Raw genomic sequence first — 25,135 nt, 5'->3', positions numbered from 1 at the left:
TTATACATAGCACTGAAAGCTAAGTCAACAACATCAATGACTTCTACGTAGTTTCTCAAGTTTATTTAAAACATCATCATCAACATTATCTCCTAAATTGTTTTTTTGAGAAAGCATATTGCTTTCTGTCTTTATTCTTATTTTCTTTTCCAAACCAACAATCTCATTATAAAATTCTAATGAAGACATTCTTACAGCTCCCCGTTGAAATATAGTTTGCTGTTCTAACCAATCTGATGTAACTACATAAACTTCATATCTTCTACCAATAGCATGAACTGTTTTTTCTATATATCCGTCAGCAGTTTCACCATCTTTAGTAAAAACTATAGATAAATTTTTATTAACTTCTTCTTTACTTTCTATATTGCCTGCAACTTTATGTCCATCAAATACTAAAATCACTTTACAACCATTATAACTTCCATAGTTATGCAATATATCTACTAATTTATTTCTAGCTCCATCAAAACTAATATTCTTTAAATCCTTTAAATTGGGCCAACTATTTAATACATTATATCCATCTATAAATATAATTTTCAAAATTCATCCCTCTTTTTATTTTAATCTACCCTTTAATACTTCATACATCATTATACCACCAGCCACTGATGCATTTAAAGAATTTATTTTTCCAATCATAGGTATTTTAACTAATTTATCGCATTTCTTAAGAGTTAATTTTGATATTCCTCTACCCTCACTACCTATTATCAATGCACAAGGCCCACTAAAGTCCACTTCGTAACTATACTCTTGTCCTTCTATATCTGCTCCATAAATCCAAACTCCTTCAGATTTTAAATCATCTATAGTGTTGTTTATGTTAGTAACTTTTGCTATTTTTACATGTTCTACTGCTCCAACTGATGATTTATATACAGTAGGGGTTACACCAACATTTCTCCTTTTTGGAATTATAATACCATGTACTCCACAAGTTTCCGCAGTTCTGATTATTGAACCTAAATTGTGAGGATCTTCTAATTCATCTAATATTATTATGAATGGATCTTCACCTTTTTTCTTTGCTTCCTCTAATATATCCTTTACTTCAAAATATTTATATGGTGTTATTCTTGCTATTACACCTTGATGTACTGCTCCATCTGACATTGAATCTAGTTTCTTTTTATCTACTTCTTTAAGCACAATTCTATTTTCTTTTGCAAGATTTATTATTGCATTTATTGAACCTTCTCTAGGTCCATTTGTTATATATAGCGCTTCTATTGTTTTTTTGCTTTTTAATGCTTCCATAACAGCATTTCTACCTATTATTAAATCTTCTCTTACTTGCTCTATTTGTTTATTACTTAAAACTTTTTCTTCTCTTTGCTTAAATTGTTTTTCTTCTCTAAATTTTTTACTATCTTTGTTTCTAGGTGAAAAATCACCTTCTACTTCTCTATTTTCTCTAAATTTATTATTTTTTCTATCATCTCTTCTTCTATTTTGATTACTCTTTTTTATTCTTGTCATTTTACATAACTCCTTATTTAGGTTATATTTTTATTTTTTACATATTTCTATACTTTTATTAAATACAAACTCTAGTCTTTCTATATCATTTATTAAGTACAAGTATCCAACTAGAGCTTCAAAGCCTGTCGCCATTCTATAATCTCTAACATCTGCGTTTTTAGGAACAGTTGCCGACTTAGCATTTCTTCCTCTTTTATAAATATAGCTTTCCTCTTCTGTTAATAAATCTTCTATTCCATGCATTATATCTGATTGACTTTTTGCTTTAACATAGTTTATAGCTTCTCTATGAATTTTATGGGCTGAAAGTTCTGTATTATTTGAAATAATATAGTCTCTTATAAATAATTCATAAGCTCCATCTCCTATTAATGCTAATTGAAGTGGATTTAGTCTTCTAGCTTCATCTTTTGTAAATTCCCTATTTCTAAAATTCTCTAACATATTATTACTCCTTTAAATAAGGGCTGCGCTTAATTGCACAGCCCTTTTTAATTAGTTAACCTTTTTCCATCTTACTCCTTGTGGAGTATCTTCAAGCATTATTCCTCTTGCCTTTAAGTCATCTCTTATTTTATCTGCAAGGGCAAAATCTTTATTCTTTCTTGCTTGTTGTCTTTGTTCTATTAGTCCTTCTATTTCAGAAGCTTCATCTGCTAAATCGCCTTTAGTTGATTTTTGTAACATTCCAAGAGGTGCTCCAAGTTCTCTTATTAGATCTAAAGCGCCTTTTGCTAATTCTTTTGATGAATTTACACTTATATTAGTGTTAACATCTTTAACTAAATCAAATATTGCAGTTATAGCATCTGCTGTATTGAAATCATCATCCATTTTTTCAATATATTTTTCTTTATATTTATTTAAGCTTTCTAGGTACTTCTTTTCTTCTTCATTCATTTCAACTCTTGAAACTTCATCCATAAGATTTTCAAGATTTCCTATTGCATTATATAATCTTTCAACTGATGACTTAGCTGATTCTAATAAATCAGAACTATAGTTTAATTGAATTCTATAATGACATGAAAGCATTAAAAATCTAATTACATCTGCATCATATTCTTTTAATACATCTCTTGCTGTAAAGAAATTATTTAATGACTTAGACATTTTTTGATTATTTACATTTACATAAGCTGAATGTAACCAATAATGTGCAAATGGTTTTCCTGTTAAGGCTTCACTTTGAGCTATTTCATTTTCATGATGTGGAAATGCTAAATCCATTCCACCTGCATGTATATCAATTGTATCTCCTAGAATGTTCTTTGCCATACATGAACATTCTATATGCCATCCTGGTCTTCCTTCTCCCCAAGGGCACTTCCATGCTGGTTCTCCTTCTTTCTTTGCCTTCCATATAGCAAAGTCCATAGGGTCCTTCTTTCTTTCGTCTACATTAATTCTAGCACCAGCTTGTAAGTCATCTAAATTTTGTTTTGATAGCTTTCCATAACCTTGGAACTTCTTAGTACTAAAGTAAACATCACCATCTACTTCATAAGCATAGCCTTTTTCAATTAGTTCCTGTACAAACTTAATTATTTCACTTATATATTGAGTAGCCCTAGGATTAACAGTTGCTCTTTCTATATTAAGAGCATCTGCATCTGTATAATATTCTCCTATATACTTATCTCCAACTTCTTTTACTGAAGTTCCTTCTTCATTTGCTCTCTTTATCATCTTGTCATCTATATCTGTAAAGTTTTGAACAAATTTAACATTATATCCTCTATATTCAAAATATCTTCTTATTGTGTCAAAAACTATAAATGTTCTACCATTTCCTATATGAAAGAAGTTATATACTGTAGGTCCACAAACATACATTTTAACTTCTCCTGGAGTTATTGGTATGAATTCTTCTTTTTTTCTTGTTAGCGTGTTATAAAGCTTCATTCTAATTCCTCCTAATTATCTTATTTTTAGGTTATGCTTTTCGAATTCTGCTCTGACTCTTTCCTTTGCATCTTCTATCTTTATAGTTTCATTTTCGCCGCCATCTCTTAGTTTAAATTCGACTTCTCCGTCTCCTATTTTCTTACCTACTGTAATTCTCATAGGAATTCCCATAAGTTCTGAATCTTTAAACTTAACTCCAGCTCTTTCTTTTCTATCGTCTAAAAGAGCTTCTACTCCCATTTTGTTTAATTCATTATAGATTTCTGTAGCTATTCTCATTTGCTCCTCATCCTTTGAATTAACAGCAATTACTGAAACATGATATGGTGCAACTGATAAAGGCCAGATTATTCCATCATCATCATGATGTTGTTCAATTATTGATGCAAGTGTTCTTGTAACACCTATTCCATAACAACCCATTATAAATGGTTTTTCCTTACCATCAACATCTATAAATTTAGCATTCATAGCTTCTGAATATTTAGTTCCTAGCTTGAAAATGTGTCCAACTTCTGTTCCTCTTGCTATAGTAACTTTTCCACCACATTTTGGACAAGTTTCTCCTTCTTCTATATTTCTGAAATCTCCAACTACACCTTCAAATTCTCTTCCATAATTAACACCAGTTAGATGATATCCTGTTTCGTTAGCTCCTACAATCATATTATACATTTTACTAACTTCTTCATCTACTAGTAATAAATCTACTTTTAAGCCAACTGGACCTGCAAAACCTGTTTCTGCATTAGTTGCTTTTAAAACTTCTTCATGTGAAGCTAATTCTATATCCCCTGATGCATTAGAAGCATTTGCAACTTTAACTTCATTAACTTCTCTATCTCCTCTAACTAAAACTCCAACTAATTTTCCATCTACATTATAAATTAAAGTTTTAACTGTTTTCTTTGGAGATACATTGAAAAATTCTGAAACTTCTTCTATAGTTCTACTATTTGGAGTTTCTACCTTTTCCATTCTAACTAATTCTTCTGCTTCTGCAACTTCAGCTACTGTTTCTGCTTTTTCTATATTAGCTGCGTAATTACATGATGTACAAAATACTACATCATCTTCTCCAACTTCTGATTTAACCATAAATTCTGCTGAATTTGATCCTCCGATAGCTCCTGAATCTGCTTCAACACATTTTGCATCTAATCCACATCTATTGAATATATTTATGTAAGCATCATGCATTTTATTATAAGCTAAATCTAATCCTTCTTGGTCCTTATCAAAACTATAAGCATCTTTCATTATAAATTCTCTAGATCTCATAACTCCAAATCTTGGTCTAGTTTCATCTCTATACTTAGTTTGAATTTGATATAAATTTATTGGTAATTGCTTATATGATTTTATCTCATTCTTTGCAATTTCTGTAAATACTTCTTCATGAGTTGGTCCTAAACAAAAATCTCTATTATTTCTATCTTGGAATCTAAATAATTCTGGACCATAAGCTCCCCATCTTCCTGACTCTTCCCATAACTCTGCTGGAACTACAGCTGAACATAAAAGTTCTTGTGCTCCTGTATTATCCATTTCTTCTCTTACTATATTTTCAACATTTCTAAGAGCTTTAACTCCTAATGGTAAGTAATTATAAACTCCTGATGCCATTTTTCTTATTAATCCTGCTCTAACCATTAATTGATGACTTGCAATTTCAGCTTCTGCTGGAACTTCTCTAAGTGTAGCCATAAACATGTTTGACATTTTCATGATTATTTTCCTCCTGATTTTATTATTTTTAAATATAAAAAAGCCACCCTATTTACCAATAGGGCGACTACTAATCGCGGTACCACCTAATTTTTTTCTTTAACAATGATAACGGTATTAAACCGATAGTTTTTTCCTATTACTCCAAAGCTGGTTCAAAATCTATTTGAGAATCTTTCAGCCGATGAATTCTCTCTCTGAAAAGGGCGATTTCTACTATTCTTCTTCATAGTTTTTAGCCAATATTCATTATATCTATTAATTATAGTCTTGGAAAAATTTCTTGTCAATATATTTGTTTTATTAATCACAAGCTAAATATTTAGCTAAAATTAAATCCTCTGGAGTAGTTATTTTTATATTTGTATAAGATCCTTCATATAAGAAAACTTTATTTCCAAAAGTTTCAACAACCATAGTATCGTCTGTTACTTTTATATTATTTTCTTTTATTTTTTTATGACATTCTAATATAAGATTATAATCAAATACCTGTGGCGTTTGAACTGCAACAAGTTTTTCTCTATTAAGAGTTTCTTTTGATAAATTATCTTTATTCTTTATCTTTATAGTATCCTTAGGCATTACCCCCGGAGCTGCTGCCTTAAACTTTTTAGCACCTTTTATTCCATCTTCTATAATTTTATCAGTAACAAAAGGTCTAGCTCCATCGTGAATTAAAACAATATCTCCATTATCAATAGCATTTAATCCATTAAAAACTGAATCTTGTCTTTCTCCTCCGCCTTCAACTATTTTATCTACAAAAATATTATATTTTTCTAATACTTCTTTTTTACAATATTCAATCTCATCTTTTGGAAGAACTAATATTATTTCATCAATTAGTTTATTTTCCCTAAATTTCTTAATTGTATAATATAACATAGGCTTTTCGTTTATTAATATAAATTGCTTACTTAAACTTGAGCCCATTCTCTTACCTCTTCCACCAGACAAAATGACTGCACTATTCATAAAACGTTCCCCTTCTAAGCTTCCTTAGGTTTAGCAAATATCATTCTACCTGCAGCAGTTTGTAATACAGATGTTACTATAACATCTATTGTTTTTGAAATATATTTCTTTCCACCTTCAACTACAATCATAGTACCATCATCTAAGTATGCTACTCCTTGACTTGCTTCTTTTCCATCTTTTACAACTTCTACTGTCATTTCTTCTCCAGGAATAACAACTGGTTTAATTGCATTAGAAAGTTCATTAATATTTAAAACAGGTACTCCCTGAACTTCTGCTACTTTATTTAAATTATAATCATTTGTTATAACTTTTCCATCTAATGTTTGAGATAATTTTAAAAGTTTAGCATCTACTTCTGCTATTTTAGGGAAATCACCTTCCCAAATTTGAGTTTCAATGTCTAATTCCTTTTGAATTTTATTTAATATGTCAAGGCCTCTTCTTCCTCTTGTTCTCTTTAGTGAATCTGATGAGTCTGATATATGTCTTAGTTCATCTAATACAAAATTAGGTATAACTAAAGGTCCTTCAATAAAACCAGTTTTACAAATGTCAAAAATTCTTCCATCAATTATAACTGATGTATCTAATACTTTAGGTATTGCTTTACCTAATTTATTTGAAGCTTTATTTTTCTTTTCCTTTTGTGTTTTATCTTTTTGAGCACTTGTTTTTTTCATGGCTAATAAAATATTGTCTATATCGTCCTTTTTTTCAACCATTATCTTCATACCTATTATTGCACTTAATAAATTTACTAAAGCATATATTATTGGACCTAACCAACCTCCAATATCATTTAACGGTCTAGCTAAGAAAAACATAATTATTAGAGCAATTACAGCTCCTGCGGCTCCATATATTATCTCTACTACAGTAAACTTTCTCATATTCTTTTCAATGTATTCAATAAGTTCTGAAATTGATCTGTATATTACCGGAGATACTATATATAAAATAATACCAACTAATAATGAAATAAAAATAAGGAATAATACCGGAGCAACTGTACCTGACAAATAACTAATTTGTTTTACAGCATTAATTTTTAAAATCGACTCTCCAATTACATAACCAATTAACAGCCCCATTAATGTAAAAATACCTCTAATTAATTTTTTAAACATTTTTTCACCTCCTTAATAGAATTGTTGCCAATTTTATCATATAAAATTCTTATAAGACTACTATTTTATTAAAATAGTATAATCTTTTTCTTAATTATACCATATTTAAAACGTTAACTTATATGAAAATTTTCTTAATTTAGATTATCTGTATTTAAAGATTAATTTTATACCCCCTATATTTTAAAATAAAAATATTATATTATTGTCTTAAATAATACTTATTCATTGAATCTTAATTGACAAATATTACCTAATAAATTTATAATTAATTTAAATATATTAAATACTAGCAAGGAGTTGAGACAAATGAAAGATATTATTTTTGACGATTTTCAAAATTCTGTGAATGATTCTTTACTTAGACATAAAAGTATACTTGATACATTAAGTAAATATACTGAATCAAATGCTAGAGTTAACAGGGCTATTATAAAAGCTGTTACTAATTGCGGTTGTATAAAAATAGATGCGTGTAAGCAATGCTTACCAAATGATAACGATTCTATAGATGATCTTACAGGTTGTTTTAAAACTCATATAAAAGGAAATTTATGTGATAATTGCCGTGAAGTTATTGAAAGTGAAATGGGAAATAACATTTTCTATCTTACATCTCTTTGCAATACATTAGGCATAAATCTTTATGATATTTTACTTAAAGAAAATGATAAAATTACAACACTTGGTAAGTTTAATTTTAGATAATAAACTTAAATAAAAAGCGAATTCTAATATTAATTAACAGAATTCGCTTTTATCATTTTATAATTCAGCCTTTAAAGAAATTTGATCATTTATTCTTCTTAATCCATTTTTTATTGCTTTTGCTCTAGCTTCTCCTATACCTTCTACCTTATCTAAATCATCTATATCAGCATCAATTATTCCATTGAAATTTTCAAAGTGATTTATTAAATTATCTCTAACTGTTGATGGTATCCTAGGAATTTTACTAAGCATTCTATATCCCTTAGGTGATATTAATGTATCTGCTAAAGGTGCATATCCATATCCTAATACCCTAGCTATAGCTTCCAAATCTATAAGTTCCTTTGAAGTTAAATTTTGAATATCTTCATATATTTCTTCATAATCTTTTTCTGGATTAATATAATCTCTTATTAAATAGATTCCATCTCTTTCTATATGTCTTATAAGTTCATTTAATTGCATGGAAATAAGTCTTCCCTCATTTCCAAGTTCCAAAATATATATTCTTATTTCTTCTACAATCCTCATAACCATTTCAGTTCTTTGAACTGCAGTTACTACATCAAAAAGCGTTGTTAAATCTTGAAACTCTAATAAATTTAAATTATTTATTACTCTCTCAAGAACTGACACATATTTTTCTAATGTTTGAACTGCCTGATTTGCCCTTGCAAGAATTACACTACTTTCCCTTAATACATATTTTAATTCACCTTTATAAACTGTAATTATATTTCTTCTTTGAGATATAGCAACAACTATATTTCCAGTTTCTCTTGCTACTCTTTGAGCTGTTCTATGTCTTGTTCCTGTTTCAAATGTAGGTATTGATGCACTTGGTACTAATTGAGCATTTGCACGAACTATTTTCTTTAAGTCTTCACTTATTACAATTGCCCCATCCATTTTTGCAAGTTCATACACATATGCTGGTGAATACTCTGCATTAATAGTAAATCCTCCATCTACTATATTCATAACCTCATCGCTATCACCTAAAACTATTAAGCCTCCTGTTTTAGCCCTAAGAATATTTTCAAGTCCTTCCCTTAGTTGAGTTCCTGGGCACATTATTTTTAATATATTTTTTATTTCAATATCTCTTTCTAATCTCATTCACTCACCTATTCTCCTAGAATATCTTATTTATTGCTTCTCTTATATTGCTAACACCTATAATTTTAATTGTTTTATTTGATACTTTTTCTCTATTTCTATTTGGAATTATTGTATATTCAAATCCCATTTTTTCAGCCTCATTTACAAGTCTATCTACAGATGATATTGGTCTTATCTCTCCAGTTAATCCAACCTCTCCAGTTACAAGTACCTTAGGAAGCTTAATTCCTTTACCTTTTATACTCGAAATTAAAGCTATTGCAAGACCTAAATCAGCTGTTGTACCATCTAAGTTTAACCCTCCTACTACATTCACATATACATCATGATTGTAAAATGGAATCCTTAGTTTCTTTTCAAGTACAGCAAGTATTAAACTTAACCTTTGGTTATCAATACCAACTGCAGTTCTTCTTGGCATTACAGCCTTTGTTTCTGTAACTAATGCCTGAATTTCTACAAGTATGGGCCTTGTTCCTTCCATAAGTCCAATTACAACAGATCCCTCTTGATTAAAAGTTGTATCTTCAAGAAAAATACTTGATGGATCATATATCTCCACTAAACCTTCTTGTCTCATTTCAAAAACACCAATTTCACTTGTTGTTCCGAATCTATTTTTCATAGTTCTTAAAATTCTAAATTCTTCAGTTCTTTCTCCTTCAAAATAAAGAACTGTATCTACCATATGTTCTAATACTCTTGGACCTGCAAGTTCCCCTTGTTTTGTTACATGCGCAACTATAAATAAAGGAATGTTTCTTTTTTTCCCAATTCTCATTATTTGATTAGAACATTCCTTTACCTGCGATACACTTCCAGGTGCTGATGTTACGCCTTCTTTGTATATTGTTTGAATTGAATCTATTATTACAAACTTTGGTTCTAATTCATCTATATAAACTTCTATGGTGTCTAGATTAGTTTCTGAAACAATATATAAATCATTTGATGTTACTCCTAATCTATCTCCTCTTATTTTTATTTGTTCTTCAGATTCTTCACCTGAAACATATAATACTTTTCCATACTTTTTTGCAATATTATTTGCAGTTTGAAGTAAAAGAGTCGATTTTCCTATGCCAGGATCTCCTGAAATTAAAGTTAAAGAACCTTTAACTAACCCTCCACCTAAAACTCTGTTTAATTCATCTATTCCAGTATTATATCTTTCTTTTTCTCCAGATTTAATATTACTGATGCTTTTAGGCATATTTTCAGGATTTAATTTTTTTGCTATATCGTTTTTTACTTGAACTTTATTATCTCTTATTTCTTCAACAAATGTATTCCATTTATTACAAGATGGACATTTCCCAAGCCATTTTGCAGATTCATAACCACATTGTTGGCAAATAAATATTGATTTTACCTTAGCCATAAAAACACCCTCGATCTTTTTTTTAATTAGCCTAAGCTTATATTCTATCTATATTATAATACCATACAATCATATTAATATAACATCATTAACTTATTTTTTATAATCTTTACTAATCAAAAAAGGAACTATCAAATTAATGATAATTCCTTTTCTGGGTTAAACTTTATTTTAATTAATTTATTTAACTTATTTTATTAGTTTTGCAGCTGCTTCATCAACTACTACTGTAACATCTCTATGCATATTAAGCATTGTTACAGGACAGTTAGTTGTTATTTTTCCACTAAATAATTCCTTAATTGCCTCTGCTTTACTATCTCCACTAGCCACTAGCAATATCTTTTTTGATTTCATTATTTGTCCAAGTCCCATTGTTATTGCTGTCTTTGGAACTTCATCCATTGAATCAAAAAATCTTGAATTTGCTTCAATTGTGCTCTTAGTTAAACCTGTAAGATGAGTTCCTGCAATTAAACATGAATCTGGTTCATTAAAAGCTATATGTCCATTGTTACCAACACCTAATAATTGAATATCTGTTCCACCTAAAGCATCTATTTTTTCATCATAAGCCTTTCCTTCAGCTTCAATATCTTCTGCTAATCCATTTGGAACATAAGTATTTTCTTTATTTATATTTATATGATCAAAAAGATTATTATTCATAAAAAATCTATAGCTTTGCTCATGAGTTCCTGGAAGTCCTATATATTCATCAAGGTTTACTGTTGTTACCTTGCTAAAATCAACTTTTCCTTCTTCGTTCATCTTAATTAAATTTTTATACATCCCTATTGGTGTTCCACCTGTTGCAAGTCCTAAAACAGCATTTGGTTTTTTATTAATAACTTCTACCATTAGGTCTGCTGAAACCTTACTCATCTCATCATAATTTTTAACTAATACTAGCTTCACTTCAATTTCCCCTCTCGCCTTGATATATTTACTTGTAAAATATATTTATCTGATCTATAAATAGACTCTTCTACAAAAAGTACATTATTATTTTCATCTAAAGTATTTCCAAATGTTCTAATTAAAGGAAGTACCCTATTTACCCTAAACAAATTCTTATAAAAATCGTCCATAACAATTGCACTTATTGATGACTCTGAATGATTAATAAAATGTCCATTCTTCTCTATGATTTTAAACAATGACCCTTTTAATGATTCTTCTGTTATATTTCCACATATTTTAGGTGATATATGAACAATTTCATTTGCTATACATTCTCCATCAACTTTTCTCATTCTATTTATTCTATATACTTTTTTATCTTTTAATATGTCTAATAACTCACATGGAGTATCAATAATTTTAAATTCTAAAATTTCTGTTTCAAGTTTTCCTCCTGAGCTTTCAATCATATCAGTAAAACTCATTACATCCTGTTGTTTTACTTTAGGTTCACAGACAAATGTCCCTTTTCCCTTTTCTCTTACTAAAACTCCATCTTGAACTAATTCTCCCAAAGCTTGTCTGATTGTCATTCTACTAACTCCATATTGGTCTGAAAGTTCTCTTTCACTATTTATACAATCTCCTACTTTCCAATAACCTTGAGAAATTTTTTCTAAGATATCCTCCTTTAATTGAAAATAAACTGGAATTGGACTGTTTTTATCTATCATATCTGTTCCTCCTTAATTAATTATATACCGATAACATATAGTTGTCTAGACCACTATACAATTTAAATTTATTTTTAGCATAATAATTTTCTCTTATACAAATAATAATTATACAATTTAAAAGGAGATGATGGTACTATGATTGATAAAACAAAACTTATTAATACTATTATAACCCCTAAAAATACTATTAAAGATACTGCTCAAATCAATGTAAGTGAGACATTTTCAAATTCTACTTTAGATGGAGATGTAAGTAATTTTATTTTAAATTCAAATTTAGACAACAAAGATATAATAAAATAATATAATATATTATTTTATTATGATTTAAATGTTACACATTATACACACTAACATCCTTGAAATTAATATCTATTTAAGGTAAAATTGAAAAAAGATATTTAATAATAATCATTATTATTATTTGGGAGGTAAAAATTATGATAAAAGTATATACAACTAATTCATGTCCTTGGTGTGTAAAAGCAAAGGATTATTTAACAAAAAAAGGCGTAGAGTTTACTGCTTTAAATGTACAAGAAGATATGAACGCTAGAGAAGAAATGGTTAATAAATCAAAACAAATGGGTGTTCCTGTTCTTGATATAAACGGAACAATAATAGTAGGTTTTGATAAACCTGCAATTGACAAAGCATTAGCTAATGCTTAATTAAAATAAAAAGTCCTATTACAAATTTGTAATAGGACTTTTTATTTTAATTTATTTTAAAGCTTCATCTATAGCTTTTTTATCAAATCCAACAATAATCTTACCATCAATATCTAATACGGGAACTGTTCTTTGTCCTGATACTTTTTGAACTTCATTTCTATCTTCATGTTTATCAGCAACATTTATTTCTTCAAATTCAATTCCTTTCATGTTTAAATATTTTTTAGCTTTAATACATGAAGGGCACCATGATGTTGAATATATTTTTATCATAAATTATCACACCTTATCTATTAATTTTCTTTACATACTTTTCTGCTTCTAATGCCGCTATTGTTCCATCAGCAACTGCTGTTGTAATTTGTCTATATTCCTTTTCTCTTACATCACCAACAGCATAAACTCCTGGTACATTTGTTTGCATATGGTCATCTGTGATTATATATCCACCTTTATTTACTTCTATATATTCTTTAAATAAGTTTACCATTGGAGTATTACCTATTGAACCAAAAACAGCATCTAATTTTAATTCTTTTTCTTCACCTGTTAATGTATTCTTTATTATTCCTTTTTCTACAAAGTCTCCGCCATCAACTTCTATTAAGTCCTCATTATAAAGAATTTCTATCTTATCATTCTTTTCAACTTCCTCTAATACACTTTGCTCTCCTCTAAAATAATCATATCTTCTAATTAAATAAACTTTCTTTGCAAAATTTGTTAAAAAGATTGATTCCTCTAAAGCTGTGTTTCCTCCACCAACTATACCAATAACCTTATCTTGATACATTGCACCATCACACACTGCACAATAGTGAACTCCCTTTCCAGAGAATTTCTCTTCATTTTTTATTGGTAACTTCTTTGGTGATGCCCCTGTTGCAATTATTACTGCCTTTGGCTTATATATAAACTCTTCAGTTTCTACTATTTTTTCTTCTGCATTAAATTTAACTTTTTCTATAACATCAAATTCTTCAATTGTAGCTCCTAAATCTTCAGCTTGTTTTTGCATAAGATCTGCAAGTTCTGCACCAGCTATTTCTCTAAAGCCTGGGTAATTCTCTACTAAATAACTATTTCTAACTTGACCACCCATAATTTTATCTTCTAATAATAACATATCAAGTCTTGCTCTTGATGCATATATAGCTGCAGTTAAACCTGCTGGTCCTCCACCAATTATAATTAAATCAATTTCTTTTACTTCTTTTGACATTGCTTTCGCCTCCTTACCCCCACGGGGTATATCTTTATATTTGTTTTTATTATATCACTATATAAATTCATTTCAACAATATATTTTATGTAATAATTATTTTTGAAAAATATTTAAAGGGAGTATAAAACTAATACTCCCTTATATAACTTAACTTATATTCTTAAATTTTATACATTCCTCTTTTATAAAAACTTCTAAATATTTATCTTTTACTATATTACCTTTTAATATTTCTTCACTTAACTTATCTTCAATTTCTTTTGTAATTATTCTTCTAAAAGGTCTAGCTCCATAATCATCTATTTTGCATTTATCTAATAAATACTCTTTTATCTCTTCATCAAAACTTATATCAATATTGCTATTTCTTAATCTAAGTTTCATTTCTTTAAGCATAATATCTAATATGTCCTTCATACTATCTCTATTTAATTTATGAAATACAATAGTATCATCTACCCTATTTAAAAATTCTGGCTTAAAACTTTTTCTTAATTCTTCTAACATATTTTCTTTCATAAAATTATATCCAAAATCTTTATCATTATTAGCTAAAAATCCTACGCTTTTTTGTTTGTAAATTTTTTCTGCACCTATATTAGATGTCATTATTATTATAGTATTTTTAAAGTTAACAACCTTTCCCTTCCCGTCTGTTAATCTTCCATCTTCTAATATTTGAAGTAATATATTAAATATATCAGGATGAGCCTTTTCAATTTCATCTAATAAAATAACCGAATAAGGATTTCTTCTTATTGCCTCTGTTAATTGTCCTCCTTCATCATATCCAACATATCCAGGAGGTGCACCTATTAATTTAGAAACAGCATGTTTTTCCATATATTCTGACATATCAACTCTAATCATATTATCTTCATCACCAAAAATAGATTCTGCCAAAGCCTTACATAATTCTGTTTTTCCAACTCCTGTTGGTCCTAAAAATATAAAACTTCCAATTGGTCTATTAGGATCTTGAAGACCTACTCTAGCTCTTCTTATTGCTCTTGCAATTGATGATACAGCTTCACTTTGTCCAACTACTCTTTCATGAAGTCTCTCTTCTAGCTTAAGTAGTTTTTCACTTTCCTTTTCAGTAAGTTTTTCAACAGGTATATTAGTCCAGTTAGAAATAACTTTAGCTATATCCTCAGGACCAACTATCAAAGTATTTTCAGAATTATTATCAAAATTATTTACTTTATTATTTAATTCTTTTTGTAAAATTACTTCCTCATCTCTAAATGTTGCTGCCTTCTCAAATTCTTGAGCTTTTATAGCTTCTTCCTTTTCTATTATTGCTAATTTTATTTTTTTCTCTAATTCTTTTACATCTGGAGGATTTATAACAGCTTCTATTCTAATTTTAGCTGAAGCTTCATCTATTAAATCAATTGCCTTATCAGGCATAAATCTATTTACTATATATCTTTCACCCATATATACTGCAGCTTTAAGAGCTTCATCTGATATTTTTATTTTATGATGTGCTTCATATTTATTCCTTAATCCAGTTAATATTTTTAACGTTTCTTCTTTGTTAGGCTCTCTAACATTTATTGGCTGAAATCTTCTCTCTAATGCTAGATCTTTTTCTATATGTTTTCTATATTCATCTATTGTTGTAGCCCCTATACACTGAATATCTCCCCTTGCAAGGGATGGCTTCAATATATTAGAAGCATCAATTGCACCTTCTGCTCCACCTGCTCCAATTATCATATGAATTTCATCTATAAATAAAATTATATCCTTATTCTCTTTTATTTCTTCAACTATTTTTTTTAATCTATCTTCAAATTCTCCTCTATATTTTGCTCCAGCAATAATATTTGTAAGATCTAAAGAAAAAATTTGCTTATTTTTAAGTGTTTCTGGTATATTACCCTCTACTATCCTTTGAGCTAATCCTTCAATAACAGCTGTTTTTCCAACACCAGGTTCTCCAATTAAACAAGGATTATTTTTAACTCTTCTACAAAGTATTTCTAAAACTCTTTGTGTTTCCTTCTCTCTACCTATAACAGGATCAAACTTACCTTCCTTTGCAAGTTTTGTCATATTAACGCTATATTTATTTAGTACTGACATTTTTTCATAAACTTTTTCATCTTCTTCATATTTAGAAAAAGTTTCATCTTCTTTACTTTGTAAAAATATATTTATATCATTTAATATTTCCTGTATATTTACTTCTGTTTGTAATAATATTGTATATGCAACACCATCAGCTTCTTTAAGAAGTGCTAAAAGTATATGTTCTGGAATTATATATTTATGATTATAATTTTTTGCTTCTTTAAAGCTCCTATCTAAAAGACTTTTTGTTCTAGGAGTTAATAATAAATCTAATAATGATATATCTACATCACCATAACCTAAATAACTCTCTATCTTTTTTCTTATATTATTGTCATTTATGTTATATTTATTTAAAACCTGTGCAGCATATCCTCCTTCTTTTAATATCCCAAGAAGTATATGTTCTGTACCAATATATCCATGTTTAAAATTGCATGACTCTTTCTTACTCTCTAATATTACAGTTTGAACCCTTTCTGTGAATCTCCCATTACCCATCCTTAATCCTCCTTACCCTTTTATACCATACATAATTATGAAAACTTTACCCTTATCCTTTTCACAATTATAGTTTTAATTCATTTCTTCTATATTATTACCACATACTGTAATATTTAATCTTAAATATTATTATAAAAAGTATCTATACATGATTATTCAATTATTACCATCATCATGCCTTTTAATAAATCTGCCCTTAATTTATTTTTATCTTCAACAGATTTTAGTGTTTTATCATTTACTGATATTTTTATGAGTTCATACTCCTTTTTATTAATCAAATTAGTTTCTAATATATTATCTAAGAAAGCAATTGCATTATGATATGTTATACTATCCCCTATAGATTCATACAATAGTTTTTTCCTTCCAATAGGAGATTTATGCTCAACTTTCTTAATTGAAATGTATCCTCCACCACCTCTTCTACTCTCAATTACATATCCTTTAGCATAAGTAAAACGAGTACTTAATACATAATTTATTTGAGATGGTGCACATCTAAATTGATCTGCTAATTCATTTCTTTGAATTGAAATTTTTTTATCATCTTCTTCATTTATCATATCTTTTATAAATTTTTCTATTACATCAGTTAGTCTTGCCATATATACACCTTCTTAGTTTTATTGTTCTTTACTTACCTTGACCTTGTAACAACATATTAATACTTTTTTTATATTTCTTCAAGATAATAGGTTTAAATTCCTAACACATAGTGAATAATAAATTTATATACAGGAGGATTATTTATGAATATTACATGGATTAAAAATTCTACTTTTCTTATAAAAAATTCAATTGGAAAAAGACTTTTAATTGACCCCTTTAATAAATTTAATAATTTAAATATATCAACATTAAATGCTAATGTTATAACATTAAGTAGTCCACTAAATAATTTATCATTAAAAAAAATAATTGACCCTAATATTAAAATAATAAACTCACATGGAAGCTTTAATACTGAAATTGGATTAATAGAAGGATATACCACATTTTGTGATAACTTTAAAGGAGCTAAAAGAGGAGAAAATTATATATATACCTATGATATAGATAACTTAAAATTATGTCATTTAGGGTATCTTGGAGAAAATTTATCCGATGATCTCATAAATAAAATAGGTGAGATAGACATTTTATTTCTTCCTGTAGGTGGAAATATAACTTTATCTGGAAAGGAAGCTTATTTACTTTCAAAAAAAATAAGCCCAAAGATTATAATACCTATGAACTATAGAGTTAATAATTCTTCTTTTTTATTTCATGGACTAAAAGATTTTTCTTTACTACTAAAAAATATAAAAAAGATTCATAGTAAAACTTTTAGTATATCTAAAGAAACACTGCAATCTAATGGATGTGCAATAATACTTAATGAAAATTATAATAAAATTTAAAGGACCGCTAAAAAAAGCGATCCTCCTGCTATATGATTATTCTTGAACTGGTGCTCCAACTGGACAAACATTAGCACAGTTTCCGCAATCTATGCAAGTATCTGCATCTATTACGAATTGAGTATCTCCTTGACTTATAGCATTAACTGGACATTCTGCTGCACATGCTCCACAGCTTATGCATGAATCGTTTATTACAAATGCCATTAAAAACACCTCCTAAAATTTGTGGTAATTACACCAAAATAATTTTAACACGTTTCTATTATTTTTAAAAGTATTTTGTGAAAATTTAGCAGCTATTATTTATATGACAGTATACCCAGCTTCTTCAATTTTATCTATAATATTCTCTAAATTTATATAAAAATCATTATATATTACTATAATTTCTTTTTTAGCTAAAACTACTTCACTTGCAATAACACCTTCACTCATGGAAATTGCACTTTGTACCTTTTTAACATCTTTAGAATTATTCATTCCAGCAATTTTTAACACTGCCTTCATATGAAATCCTCCTATTTTTCTTTTATAAGTTGCTTTATAAGTCTTTTGTCCTCTTCAGTTTCTACCTCAAGTTTTATATCAGAATCATCTATTGTGTCTTCATAGCTTCCATTGATAAGTTCTATCTCTTCAATATTAAACATCTCTAATATTTCTTCATCTTTTTTCTTAAGTTTAACTTTTACACTTTCCTTAACTATATTGTTTTGAACTACCTCGCCTGTTCCTTCTGATGTTTTAACTATTGATCCAACCTTAGGTAGTCTCTTTCTGATATCCTCATATGTACTTTGTTCATAATTTAAACAACACATTAATCTTCCACAAATTCCTGAAATTTTTGTTGGATTTAAAGATAAATTTTGCTCTTTAGCCATCTTTATTGAAACTGAAGCAAAATCTCCTAAAAACGATGAACAACACATAGGTCTACCACATGGTCCAAGACCACCAAGCATTTTAGCCTCATCTCTAACACCAATTTGTCTAAGTTCTATTCTTGTCTTAAATATTGTAGCTAGGTCTTTAACTAATTCTCTAAAATCAACTCTTCCATCAGCTGTAAAATAGAATATAACTTTATTATTATCAAAAGTATATTCAACATCAATTAACTTCATATCAAGCCCATGTTCTAAAATTTTATCTGTACATATATTTAAAGCATCTTTTTCTTTTGCCTTATTATTTTGATGTCTTTTTATATCTTCATTATCAGCAACTCTTAAAACACTTTTTAGAGGTGCTATTATATCATTTTCACTTACTTCCTTAACACCAATAACGCATTGACCAAATTCAATTCCTCTTGCTGTTTCTACTATTACATAGTCTTCTTTATTTATATTTAATTCATTTGGATCGAAATAATATATCTTTCCAGCCTTTTTAAACCTTACGCCAATTACTTTTATCATGTAATTATACCTCCAAAAAACCCATAATCATAATACTAATAGTTATTGAAAAATTAGTGTTATGATTTAAGTTATCTCTAGCTTCTTCTATATATTTTAGCATTCCATTTAATTTTTTATAAGACATCATTTCCATTAGCTCTTCTATTTCTTTATTTTTATCAGAATTTATTATAAGCTTCTTATTATTAAGTTCCTTATATAAAATTATGTCCCTTATAAAAGTTGAAATAATATTTAATAGTTCTTCCTTTTCATCCTTATAATTTTCGAATGCCTTTTCATATTTTATGGCTACATCTATTTCATTTTTATTTATATCTCTTAGCATATTTATTATAAGATTTCTAAGATTTTGAAGTTCAGTATCTTTTAAAAACCTCTCTGCCCTTCCTGGTATCCCTTCTGAATAAGCAAGTACTGATAATAGCTCTTCTTCATCTATCTCATGTTTAGATTTAATAAAACTAATCATCTCATCATTAGTGAGAGGGGTAAGTTTATATATTTGACATCTAGATTTTATTGTATCTAATATAAATTCTAAATTAGTTGTAAGTAAGAAAATATAAACTCCATTTGGAGGTTCCTCTATTGTTTTTAAAAGAGCATTTTGAGCTTGAATAGTTAGTTTTTCTGCATCATATATAATAACTACTTTCTTATCTCCTTCATATGGCCTTTTATTAACTTCCTCTATTATATCTCTAACTTCTGAAACACCTATTGAAGCTTTATTATTTCTATAATTAATCGCATCAATATGTTCCTTAGAAACTTCCTTATTTAATATTTTTGATACAAATATATCTGCCAATATACTCTTACCAATTCCATCTCTTCCTGAAATTAAGTGAGCATGAGACAGTGTATTGCTTTCTACTCGTTTCATAAAGCCTTCAACAATCTTGCTATGTCCTATAAATTTATCCAATACACTACCTCCTATATATTATATTTTTACAAACTTATCTACATCTATAACAAAAATAGTTGCTCCACCAACTTGAACTTCAATCGGATACTGCATACACATACCTGCATTTCCAGTAATAGGATCTGATGATGTAACTACTTCATTTCTCTCTTTACAAACATACCTTATTGTATTTATAACATCTTCAACTTTTTCTTCTCCCACACCTATCATTAGAGTTGTATTTCCTGCCTTTAAAAATCCACCTGTAGTTGCAAGCTTAGTAACACCAAAATTCTTTTCAGTTAGAATATCAAGTAGATTATCTGAATCATCATCATGTACTATAGCTATTACTAATTTCATTTAATAACCTCCACTCTTTAATAAAATACCCAATTCTATTTTACCACAAAGTAATATATTCCTATAACCCTTTATTTACCTAAATTACCTATCAAATTTAGGATTATTTTTTTAACATCACAAAAAACTTCATCAATTGATTTTTCTGCATTTATCTTAACAATCCTATCCTTATTTTGGTTATATATTAAAGAATAACCTTCTCTAACTTTATTGTGAAAATCTAATTTTTCTAAGTCTAACCTATTTACTTCTCTATTAGAGTTTTTCTTTATTCTTTCCATACCTATTTCAGGTCTAATATCAAAAAGTATTGATAAATCTGGCATACAATCTTCAATTGCAAATTTATTAATGCTATAAACCTCTTCTATTCCAAGACCTCTTGCATATCCTTGATAAACTAAAGATGAATCAACAAACCTATCACATAGAACTATTTGTCCACTTTTTAAAGCTGGTATTACCTTTTCAACTAAATGTTGTCTCCTTGCTGCTGCATAAAGAAGTGCTTCTGTTCTTCCATCCATATTTATATTTTCTTTATTTAAAATAACTTCTCTTATTTGTTCTGATATATTTATACCACCAGGTTCTCTTGTTTTTATACAATCATACCCTAAATCCTTAAGCCATATATAAGTCTTATATAAAATTGTACTTTTACCTGACCCTTCGCCACCTTCAAATACAATAAATATTCCTTTATTCAATTTTGTATACCTCTTTCTTTATCCAAATATGTTTCTTATGTTATCAACATAATAATCATACTTTTTATTTTCAGGTTTAATATTTATTAAATCCACTTCACAGTTTGGACATATTAATTCACCTTTTACAATTATACCATTGTCACTAACATTTCCACAGATAATACAAGTATTTTCTTTAATATTTTTGTTTATTAATTTTATCATAAATAAAACCCCCTAAATTAAATATATTTAAATTATTTCCTATTACCCGATTTATATACATAAAAAATTTACATAGTTATCCTATAAATTAAATATTAAAATTTAGAATAAAAAAACTCTCAAACATTTACGCTTGAGAGTTTATATTATTTAAACTACTTAATTTATTATCTTTAATTTTAATTATATTTTTTTCAATTCTTTTTATAAATCTTTCACTTGGTTGGAAATAAAACTTATAATATTTTTCTTTAAATTTATAAACACAACAATATTGACCTATTTTTAATTTATCGCAAGTATAATTCCCAATAGATTTAGCATCATATCTTTTATGTTGTCCATTTTTCTTTCCCAAATAAACAATATCAGAAATCTTTATGCTAGCTAAATTTTTTTCTCCATTTGAAAAAATCTTATTTACTATAAGCTTGTTTGCTATTAAACAATACTTATATGAAATTTTGCAACTAATATATTCTCTTATAATTATAATAATTGCTAAAATTGAAACTAGTAATTTACTAACAAATAATATTTTATAATCACTAAAATCTATAAATTTAAGTCCTTCTTGAGCGTATAACATAAATGTTAGTACAAAAAATACTATCGCAATTACAGGTGCTTTTTTTCTACCAACAACCTCTTTGTGCATCATATTTAAATCCCCCATAATATAATGAAATATTTATAAATAACAAATTAGATTATACTCGTAATTCTAATTTTATTCCATACTAATATCAGTTAAATTTTATCATTATTAATCTATTTTTAGCATTATTTTAAGTTTATATTCATATCTCTATTGTTTATTTAGTATTACTCACACATTCTCAATTTTTCATAGTATTACTATATATTATATTCTTAAAGTAATTATTTTATATTTATTAATTTAAGAGTATAATATATATGATTATATATGGAGGTTTAATCATGATCCAAATATTTAAAACAAATAATGATAATAAAACTCTTAAACAACTAGACAATATAGAGCCAGGCTGTTGGATAAATATAGTTGCACCTTCAGACGAAGAACTCATTCTCATTTCAAATAAAACAAATGTATCATTAGATTTACTTAAAGCTTCATTAGATGATGAAGAAACATCACGTATAGATATTGAAGATAATGCTATATCAATAATAGTAGATATACCATTTACTGAAATGGAGGATAATTCACTTACTTACGATACATATCCACTTTCAATAATTCATACTGATACACATCTTATAACAGTTTGCCTTAAAAATAGTAAAGTTTTAACTGACTTTATTAATGGAAGAATTAAATCATTTTTTACATTTAAAAAATCAAGATTTACATTACAAATATTAAATAGAATTTCTACATATTATCTATTATATTTAAGACAAATTGATAAAAAAAGTTTAATGATAGAAAAAAGACTTCATAAGTCAATGAAAAATAGAGAACTTATTCAACTACATTCATTAGAAAAATCACTAGTATACTTTTCTACTTCATTAAAAGCTAATGAAATAACATTAGAAAAAATGTTAAAACTTGATATAATGCAAAGATACGAAGAAGATAAGGATATTTTAGAAAATGTAATTATTGAAAATAAACAAGCAATAGAAATGACAGAAATCTATAGTAATATATTAGCAAGTACAATGGACTTCTTTGCATCAGTAATTTCAAATAATCTTAATATAGTAATGAAGGTTCTTGCATCAGTTACAATACTTATGGCAATACCAACAATAATAGGTGGTATTTTTGGTATGAACGTATGGTTACCATTCTCTGCTGATGATCCTAGTGCATTTTACTTTATAATGTTTATAACTTTCCTAATTTGTGGAATAGTTGCTTGGGTGCTATATAAAAAAGATATGTTTAGATAGCAAATATCAAACTTAAACATACTATATACTAAAACAAAAGAGAGCTAATTAGCTCTCTTTTTTTAGGAGGATTTGTTATGCTTAAAGGAAAACTTTTAAATTATGACTCTAAAATTGCTATTATTGCCCCCGCATCTTGTAGTAAAAAAGAAACTATAGATTTATATATAAAAAAATTTAAGGATTTAGGATTTAATAATGTAGTTCTAGGAAGTCATTTATACAATAAATATGGTTATTTCTCAGGAAATGATTATGATAGAGCTGAGGATTTAAACAATATGTTTAAAGATGACTCAATTGATGGCATTATATGTTTTAGAGGTGGTTTTGGGTCTATTAGAACTCTTCCCTATTTAAATATATCTGATATTAAAAAGCATCCAAAATTCTTTTGTGGTTATAGTGATATAACTATACTTTTAAATTTTTTTGCTAACAAAAATCTTATTACATTCCACGGCCCAATGATTAAATCTAATTTTAATGACATATTTACTTTATCATATCTAAAAAGAATGTTATTAAGTCCTAGTAAAGGACTTATTTATGATCTATCTAATTGTACAAAATATAATAATGATTACTTTAGTGGTAAATTGATGGGAGGAAATCTTTCAATGATATGTTCATCAATAGGAACTCCTTATGAAATAAACTTAGATAAATCTATTTTATTATTAGAAGAAGTAAATGAAAAACCTTATGTAATAGATAGATTATTAACCCAACTTATATTATCATCTAAATTAAACAAATGTAGAGGAATATTAATAGGTCATTTAACTGGTTGTTCTTTGGACGATTACAATGAAAGTTTTACTGTCTTAGAAATAATAAAGAAAAGATTGTTACCTTTAAAAATTCCTATAATATATGGAGTACCTTTTGGACATTCATATCCAAATTTAATTTTCCCTATAGGTTGCAAAGCAAGTTATGATAAGAAAACTAGCGAACTAATATTATGTGAAAATTCATTAGAATAAAATTTAATTCACAGTTTTTAATATATTATCACATAAATTTGTTATTTTAGTGGATAACTTTTATTTAAACCTATTTTTTGTGGATATTTTTCATTATAAACTGTTATAAAAAATAAAAAACCTGTAAACTTAAGTTTACAGGTTTTCCTCTTTTGGAGGCGCCACCCAGATTTGAACTGGGGAATAAAGGTTTTGCAGACCTCTGCCTTACCACTTGGCTATAGCGCCATATGTGGTGGCTCGAGCAGGAATCGAACCAGCGACACGAGGATTTTCAGTCCTCTGCTCTACCGACTGAGCTATCGAGCCACACTTACCTAGCAACGTCCTACTCTCCCACACAGTCACCCATGCAGTACCATCGGCGCTATAGAGCTTAACTTTCCTGTTCGGAATGGGAAGGAGTGTTTCCTCTATGCCATCATCACTAGATATTTGATTATATAAATCATTTCAAAGAATTTGTTCTCTGAAAATTGCATATGAATTTTTGTTGATCGTCTTTTTATTGGTCAAGCCCTCGACCTATTAGTATCAGTCAGCTGAACATGTTACCATGCTTACACCTCTGACCTATCAACCTTGTGTTCTTCAAGGGGTCTTACTAGCTTATGCTATGGGAAATCTCATCTTGAGGTGGGCTTCACGCTTAG

General features: G+C 27.9%; 29 protein-coding genes, 2 tRNA genes, 2 rRNA genes and 1 other annotated feature. Of the genes, 6 read left to right on the top strand and 27 right to left on the bottom strand.

The genetic code is table 11. From position 1 onward, the window contains the following. Positions 1–33: 33 nt before the first annotated feature. The 7 genes from J2Z53_RS07545 to J2Z53_RS07515 all read right to left on the bottom strand — a co-directional run bounded on the left by J2Z53_RS07545 (position 34) and on the right by J2Z53_RS07515 (position 7,235). On the bottom strand, positions 34–546 hold the full coding sequence (locus tag J2Z53_RS07545; protein ID WP_209796844.1) for an NYN domain-containing protein: 513 nt from the start codon (positions 544–546) through the stop codon (positions 34–36). 15 nt (positions 547–561) lie between these two features. Next, entirely contained in the window at positions 562–1,485 is a 924-nt protein-coding gene (gene rlmB, locus J2Z53_RS07540; RefSeq protein ID WP_209796843.1) for a 23S rRNA (guanosine(2251)-2'-O)-methyltransferase RlmB, read from the bottom strand. Positions 1,486–1,515: 30 nt separating this feature from the next. Further along, positions 1,516–1,932 carry a Mini-ribonuclease 3 gene (locus tag J2Z53_RS07535; RefSeq protein ID WP_209796842.1) on the bottom strand — a complete coding sequence of 139 codons (417 nt, stop codon included), beginning with the start codon at positions 1,930–1,932 and terminating at the stop codon, positions 1,516–1,518. Between the two features lie 51 nt (positions 1,933–1,983). Further along, entirely contained in the window at positions 1,984–3,393 is a 1,410-nt protein-coding gene (cysS, locus tag J2Z53_RS07530; RefSeq protein WP_209796841.1) for a cysteine--tRNA ligase, read from the bottom strand. 15 nt (positions 3,394–3,408) lie between these two features. Continuing rightward, positions 3,409–5,124, bottom strand: coding sequence for a proline--tRNA ligase (locus tag J2Z53_RS07525; RefSeq protein WP_209796840.1), 1,716 nt, complete (start codon positions 5,122–5,124; stop codon positions 3,409–3,411). A gap of 56 nt (positions 5,125–5,180) precedes the next feature. Then, positions 5,181–5,363: a binding site (T-box leader), on the bottom strand. Positions 5,364–5,427: 64 nt separating this feature from the next. Then, positions 5,428–6,102: a 2-C-methyl-D-erythritol 4-phosphate cytidylyltransferase gene (ispD, locus tag J2Z53_RS07520; protein WP_209796839.1), complete on the bottom strand. Its 675-nt coding sequence runs from the start codon at positions 6,100–6,102 to the stop codon at positions 5,428–5,430. Positions 6,103–6,116: 14 nt separating this feature from the next. Beyond that, positions 6,117–7,235 carry a PIN/TRAM domain-containing protein gene (locus tag J2Z53_RS07515; RefSeq protein WP_209796838.1) on the bottom strand — a complete coding sequence of 373 codons (1,119 nt, stop codon included), beginning with the start codon at positions 7,233–7,235 and terminating at the stop codon, positions 6,117–6,119. Between the two features lie 309 nt (positions 7,236–7,544). On the opposite strand from J2Z53_RS07515, the gene J2Z53_RS07510 reads away from it, so the two are divergent. Further along, positions 7,545–7,943 (top strand): nucleoside triphosphate pyrophosphohydrolase family protein, encoded by a 399-nt coding sequence (locus tag J2Z53_RS07510; protein WP_209796837.1) that lies wholly within the window; start codon positions 7,545–7,547, stop codon positions 7,941–7,943. Positions 7,944–8,000: 57 nt separating this feature from the next. On the opposite strand, the gene disA is transcribed toward J2Z53_RS07510, so the two are convergent. The 4 genes from disA to J2Z53_RS07490 form a co-directional block, all read right to left on the bottom strand. Further along, on the bottom strand, positions 8,001–9,065 hold the full coding sequence (disA, locus tag J2Z53_RS07505) for a DNA integrity scanning diadenylate cyclase DisA (protein ID WP_209796836.1): 1,065 nt from the start codon (positions 9,063–9,065) through the stop codon (positions 8,001–8,003). 16 nt (positions 9,066–9,081) lie between these two features. Continuing rightward, complete coding sequence (radA, locus tag J2Z53_RS07500; RefSeq protein WP_209796835.1) at positions 9,082–10,449, bottom strand: DNA repair protein RadA; 1,368 nt, start codon at positions 10,447–10,449, stop codon at positions 9,082–9,084. 189 nt (positions 10,450–10,638) lie between these two features. After that, a complete protein-coding gene (gene nagB / locus J2Z53_RS07495; protein ID WP_209796834.1) occupies positions 10,639–11,367 on the bottom strand; it encodes a glucosamine-6-phosphate deaminase in 729 nt (242 codons plus the stop codon). Beyond that, complete coding sequence (locus tag J2Z53_RS07490) at positions 11,364–12,086, bottom strand: GntR family transcriptional regulator (RefSeq protein ID WP_209796833.1); 723 nt, start codon at positions 12,084–12,086, stop codon at positions 11,364–11,366. Before J2Z53_RS07490 ends, nagB begins: the two co-directional genes overlap by 4 nt. A 138-nt stretch (positions 12,087–12,224) precedes the next feature. On the opposite strand from J2Z53_RS07490, the gene J2Z53_RS07485 reads away from it, so the two are divergent. Together J2Z53_RS07485 and J2Z53_RS07480 are read left to right on the top strand one after the other, a co-directional pair. Next, on the top strand, positions 12,225–12,392 hold the full coding sequence (locus J2Z53_RS07485) for a hypothetical protein (protein WP_209796832.1): 168 nt from the start codon (positions 12,225–12,227) through the stop codon (positions 12,390–12,392). Between the two features lie 137 nt (positions 12,393–12,529). Then, complete coding sequence (locus J2Z53_RS07480; protein WP_209796831.1) at positions 12,530–12,760, top strand: glutaredoxin family protein; 231 nt, start codon at positions 12,530–12,532, stop codon at positions 12,758–12,760. A gap of 51 nt (positions 12,761–12,811) precedes the next feature. Here J2Z53_RS07480 and J2Z53_RS07475 read toward each other — a convergent pair whose 3' ends face one another. The 4 genes from J2Z53_RS07475 to J2Z53_RS07460 all read right to left on the bottom strand — a co-directional run bounded on the left by J2Z53_RS07475 (position 12,812) and on the right by J2Z53_RS07460 (position 17,182). Then, positions 12,812–13,036: a glutaredoxin family protein gene (locus J2Z53_RS07475; protein WP_209796830.1), complete on the bottom strand. Its 225-nt coding sequence runs from the start codon at positions 13,034–13,036 to the stop codon at positions 12,812–12,814. 13 nt (positions 13,037–13,049) lie between these two features. Next, positions 13,050–13,985 (bottom strand): thioredoxin-disulfide reductase, encoded by a 936-nt coding sequence (trxB, locus tag J2Z53_RS07470; RefSeq protein ID WP_209796829.1) that lies wholly within the window; start codon positions 13,983–13,985, stop codon positions 13,050–13,052. Positions 13,986–14,135: 150 nt separating this feature from the next. Next, on the bottom strand, positions 14,136–16,571 hold the full coding sequence (locus J2Z53_RS07465; RefSeq protein WP_209796828.1) for an ATP-dependent Clp protease ATP-binding subunit: 2,436 nt from the start codon (positions 16,569–16,571) through the stop codon (positions 14,136–14,138). A gap of 155 nt (positions 16,572–16,726) precedes the next feature. Beyond that, complete coding sequence (locus J2Z53_RS07460) at positions 16,727–17,182, bottom strand: CtsR family transcriptional regulator (RefSeq protein ID WP_209796827.1); 456 nt, start codon at positions 17,180–17,182, stop codon at positions 16,727–16,729. Between the two features lie 144 nt (positions 17,183–17,326). Here J2Z53_RS07460 and J2Z53_RS07455 point away from each other — a divergent pair, with 144 nt between their 5' ends. Beyond that, positions 17,327–17,977 (top strand): MBL fold metallo-hydrolase, encoded by a 651-nt coding sequence (locus J2Z53_RS07455; RefSeq protein WP_209796826.1) that lies wholly within the window; start codon positions 17,327–17,329, stop codon positions 17,975–17,977. 36 nt (positions 17,978–18,013) lie between these two features. Here J2Z53_RS07455 and J2Z53_RS07450 read toward each other — a convergent pair whose 3' ends face one another. The 8 genes from J2Z53_RS07450 to J2Z53_RS07415 all read right to left on the bottom strand — a co-directional run bounded on the left by J2Z53_RS07450 (position 18,014) and on the right by J2Z53_RS07415 (position 22,267). Next, complete coding sequence (locus J2Z53_RS07450) at positions 18,014–18,184, bottom strand: DUF362 domain-containing protein (protein WP_209796825.1); 171 nt, start codon at positions 18,182–18,184, stop codon at positions 18,014–18,016. Positions 18,185–18,283: 99 nt separating this feature from the next. After that, a complete protein-coding gene (locus tag J2Z53_RS07445; RefSeq protein ID WP_209796824.1) occupies positions 18,284–18,487 on the bottom strand; it encodes a heavy-metal-associated domain-containing protein in 204 nt (67 codons plus the stop codon). A gap of 11 nt (positions 18,488–18,498) precedes the next feature. Continuing rightward, positions 18,499–19,404 carry a PSP1 domain-containing protein gene (locus tag J2Z53_RS07440; RefSeq protein WP_209796823.1) on the bottom strand — a complete coding sequence of 302 codons (906 nt, stop codon included), beginning with the start codon at positions 19,402–19,404 and terminating at the stop codon, positions 18,499–18,501. A 4-nt stretch (positions 19,405–19,408) separates the two neighbouring features. Next, entirely contained in the window at positions 19,409–20,338 is a 930-nt protein-coding gene (locus tag J2Z53_RS07435) for a DNA polymerase III subunit delta' (RefSeq protein WP_209796822.1), read from the bottom strand. Between the two features lie 18 nt (positions 20,339–20,356). Then, complete coding sequence (locus J2Z53_RS07430; protein WP_209796821.1) at positions 20,357–20,686, bottom strand: cyclic-di-AMP receptor; 330 nt, start codon at positions 20,684–20,686, stop codon at positions 20,357–20,359. 71 nt (positions 20,687–20,757) lie between these two features. Next, entirely contained in the window at positions 20,758–21,399 is a 642-nt protein-coding gene (tmk, locus tag J2Z53_RS07425; RefSeq protein ID WP_209796820.1) for a dTMP kinase, read from the bottom strand. Positions 21,400–21,417: 18 nt separating this feature from the next. After that, positions 21,418–21,606: a sigma factor G inhibitor Gin gene (locus J2Z53_RS07420; RefSeq protein ID WP_209796819.1), complete on the bottom strand. Its 189-nt coding sequence runs from the start codon at positions 21,604–21,606 to the stop codon at positions 21,418–21,420. Between the two features lie 127 nt (positions 21,607–21,733). Next, positions 21,734–22,267 (bottom strand): hypothetical protein, encoded by a 534-nt coding sequence (locus J2Z53_RS07415; RefSeq protein WP_209796818.1) that lies wholly within the window; start codon positions 22,265–22,267, stop codon positions 21,734–21,736. Positions 22,268–22,548: 281 nt separating this feature from the next. On the opposite strand from J2Z53_RS07415, the gene J2Z53_RS07410 reads away from it, so the two are divergent. Then, the gene (locus J2Z53_RS07410) at positions 22,549–23,493 is read left to right on the top strand and encodes a magnesium transporter CorA family protein (RefSeq protein WP_209796817.1); all 945 of its coding nucleotides are present in this window, start codon (positions 22,549–22,551) and stop codon (positions 23,491–23,493) included. Positions 23,494–23,570: 77 nt separating this feature from the next. Then, positions 23,571–24,482, top strand: coding sequence for a S66 peptidase family protein (locus J2Z53_RS07405; RefSeq protein ID WP_209796816.1), 912 nt, complete (start codon positions 23,571–23,573; stop codon positions 24,480–24,482). Positions 24,483–24,635: 153 nt separating this feature from the next. Here J2Z53_RS07405 and J2Z53_RS07400 read toward each other — a convergent pair. From J2Z53_RS07400 to J2Z53_RS07385, 4 genes are all read right to left on the bottom strand, one after another. Then, positions 24,636–24,710 (bottom strand) — tRNA-Cys (locus tag J2Z53_RS07400). A 5-nt stretch (positions 24,711–24,715) separates the two neighbouring features. Continuing rightward, positions 24,716–24,791: transfer RNA gene (locus J2Z53_RS07395), tRNA-Phe, on the bottom strand. Between the two features lie 6 nt (positions 24,792–24,797). Further along, positions 24,798–24,914, bottom strand: a 5S ribosomal RNA gene (gene rrf, locus J2Z53_RS07390). Positions 24,915–24,990: 76 nt separating this feature from the next. Then, positions 24,991–25,135, bottom strand: a 23S ribosomal RNA gene (locus tag J2Z53_RS07385); the annotation flags it as partial.

The sequence above is a fragment of the Clostridium moniliforme genome (genome assembly GCF_017873235.1).
In the GTDB taxonomy this organism is placed as follows: Bacteria; Bacillota; Clostridia; order Clostridiales; family Clostridiaceae; genus Clostridium; species Clostridium moniliforme.
This window is presented reverse-complemented; position numbering and strand designations above follow the sequence as displayed.

Coding starts and splice junctions, on each gene's coding strand:
- ispD (WP_209796839.1), bottom strand. CDS start 6,102: ATGAATAGTGCAGTCATTTTGTCTGGTGGAAGAGGTAAGAGAATGGGC.
- disA (WP_209796836.1), bottom strand. CDS start 9,065: ATGAGATTAGAAAGAGATATTGAAATAAAAAATATATTAAAAATAATG.
- J2Z53_RS07405 (WP_209796816.1), top strand. CDS start 23,571: ATGCTTAAAGGAAAACTTTTAAATTATGACTCTAAAATTGCTATTATT.
- J2Z53_RS07485 (WP_209796832.1), top strand. CDS start 12,225: ATGATTGATAAAACAAAACTTATTAATACTATTATAACCCCTAAAAAT.
- radA (WP_209796835.1), bottom strand. CDS start 10,449: ATGGCTAAGGTAAAATCAATATTTATTTGCCAACAATGTGGTTATGAA.
- rlmB (WP_209796843.1), bottom strand. CDS start 1,485: ATGACAAGAATAAAAAAGAGTAATCAAAATAGAAGAAGAGATGATAGA.
- J2Z53_RS07465 (WP_209796828.1), bottom strand. CDS start 16,571: ATGGGTAATGGGAGATTCACAGAAAGGGTTCAAACTGTAATATTAGAG.
- J2Z53_RS07450 (WP_209796825.1), bottom strand. CDS start 18,184: ATGGCATTTGTAATAAACGATTCATGCATAAGCTGTGGAGCATGTGCA.
- J2Z53_RS07445 (WP_209796824.1), bottom strand. CDS start 18,487: ATGAAGGCAGTGTTAAAAATTGCTGGAATGAATAATTCTAAAGATGTT.
- J2Z53_RS07525 (WP_209796840.1), bottom strand. CDS start 5,124: ATGAAAATGTCAAACATGTTTATGGCTACACTTAGAGAAGTTCCAGCA.
- J2Z53_RS07475 (WP_209796830.1), bottom strand. CDS start 13,036: ATGATAAAAATATATTCAACATCATGGTGCCCTTCATGTATTAAAGCT.
- J2Z53_RS07460 (WP_209796827.1), bottom strand. CDS start 17,182: ATGGCAAGACTAACTGATGTAATAGAAAAATTTATAAAAGATATGATA.
- J2Z53_RS07440 (WP_209796823.1), bottom strand. CDS start 19,404: ATGATAAAAGTAATTGGCGTAAGGTTTAAAAAGGCTGGAAAGATATAT.
- J2Z53_RS07430 (WP_209796821.1), bottom strand. CDS start 20,686: ATGAAATTAGTAATAGCTATAGTACATGATGATGATTCAGATAATCTA.
- J2Z53_RS07515 (WP_209796838.1), bottom strand. CDS start 7,235: ATGTTTAAAAAATTAATTAGAGGTATTTTTACATTAATGGGGCTGTTA.
- J2Z53_RS07415 (WP_209796818.1), bottom strand. CDS start 22,267: ATGATGCACAAAGAGGTTGTTGGTAGAAAAAAAGCACCTGTAATTGCG.
- J2Z53_RS07535 (WP_209796842.1), bottom strand. CDS start 1,932: ATGTTAGAGAATTTTAGAAATAGGGAATTTACAAAAGATGAAGCTAGA.
- J2Z53_RS07455 (WP_209796826.1), top strand. CDS start 17,327: ATGAATATTACATGGATTAAAAATTCTACTTTTCTTATAAAAAATTCA.
- J2Z53_RS07420 (WP_209796819.1), bottom strand. CDS start 21,606: ATGATAAAATTAATAAACAAAAATATTAAAGAAAATACTTGTATTATC.
- trxB (WP_209796829.1), bottom strand. CDS start 13,985: ATGTCAAAAGAAGTAAAAGAAATTGATTTAATTATAATTGGTGGAGGA.
- J2Z53_RS07480 (WP_209796831.1), top strand. CDS start 12,530: ATGATAAAAGTATATACAACTAATTCATGTCCTTGGTGTGTAAAAGCA.
- J2Z53_RS07410 (WP_209796817.1), top strand. CDS start 22,549: ATGATCCAAATATTTAAAACAAATAATGATAATAAAACTCTTAAACAA.
- J2Z53_RS07490 (WP_209796833.1), bottom strand. CDS start 12,086: ATGATAGATAAAAACAGTCCAATTCCAGTTTATTTTCAATTAAAGGAG.
- cysS (WP_209796841.1), bottom strand. CDS start 3,393: ATGAAGCTTTATAACACGCTAACAAGAAAAAAAGAAGAATTCATACCA.
- J2Z53_RS07510 (WP_209796837.1), top strand. CDS start 7,545: ATGAAAGATATTATTTTTGACGATTTTCAAAATTCTGTGAATGATTCT.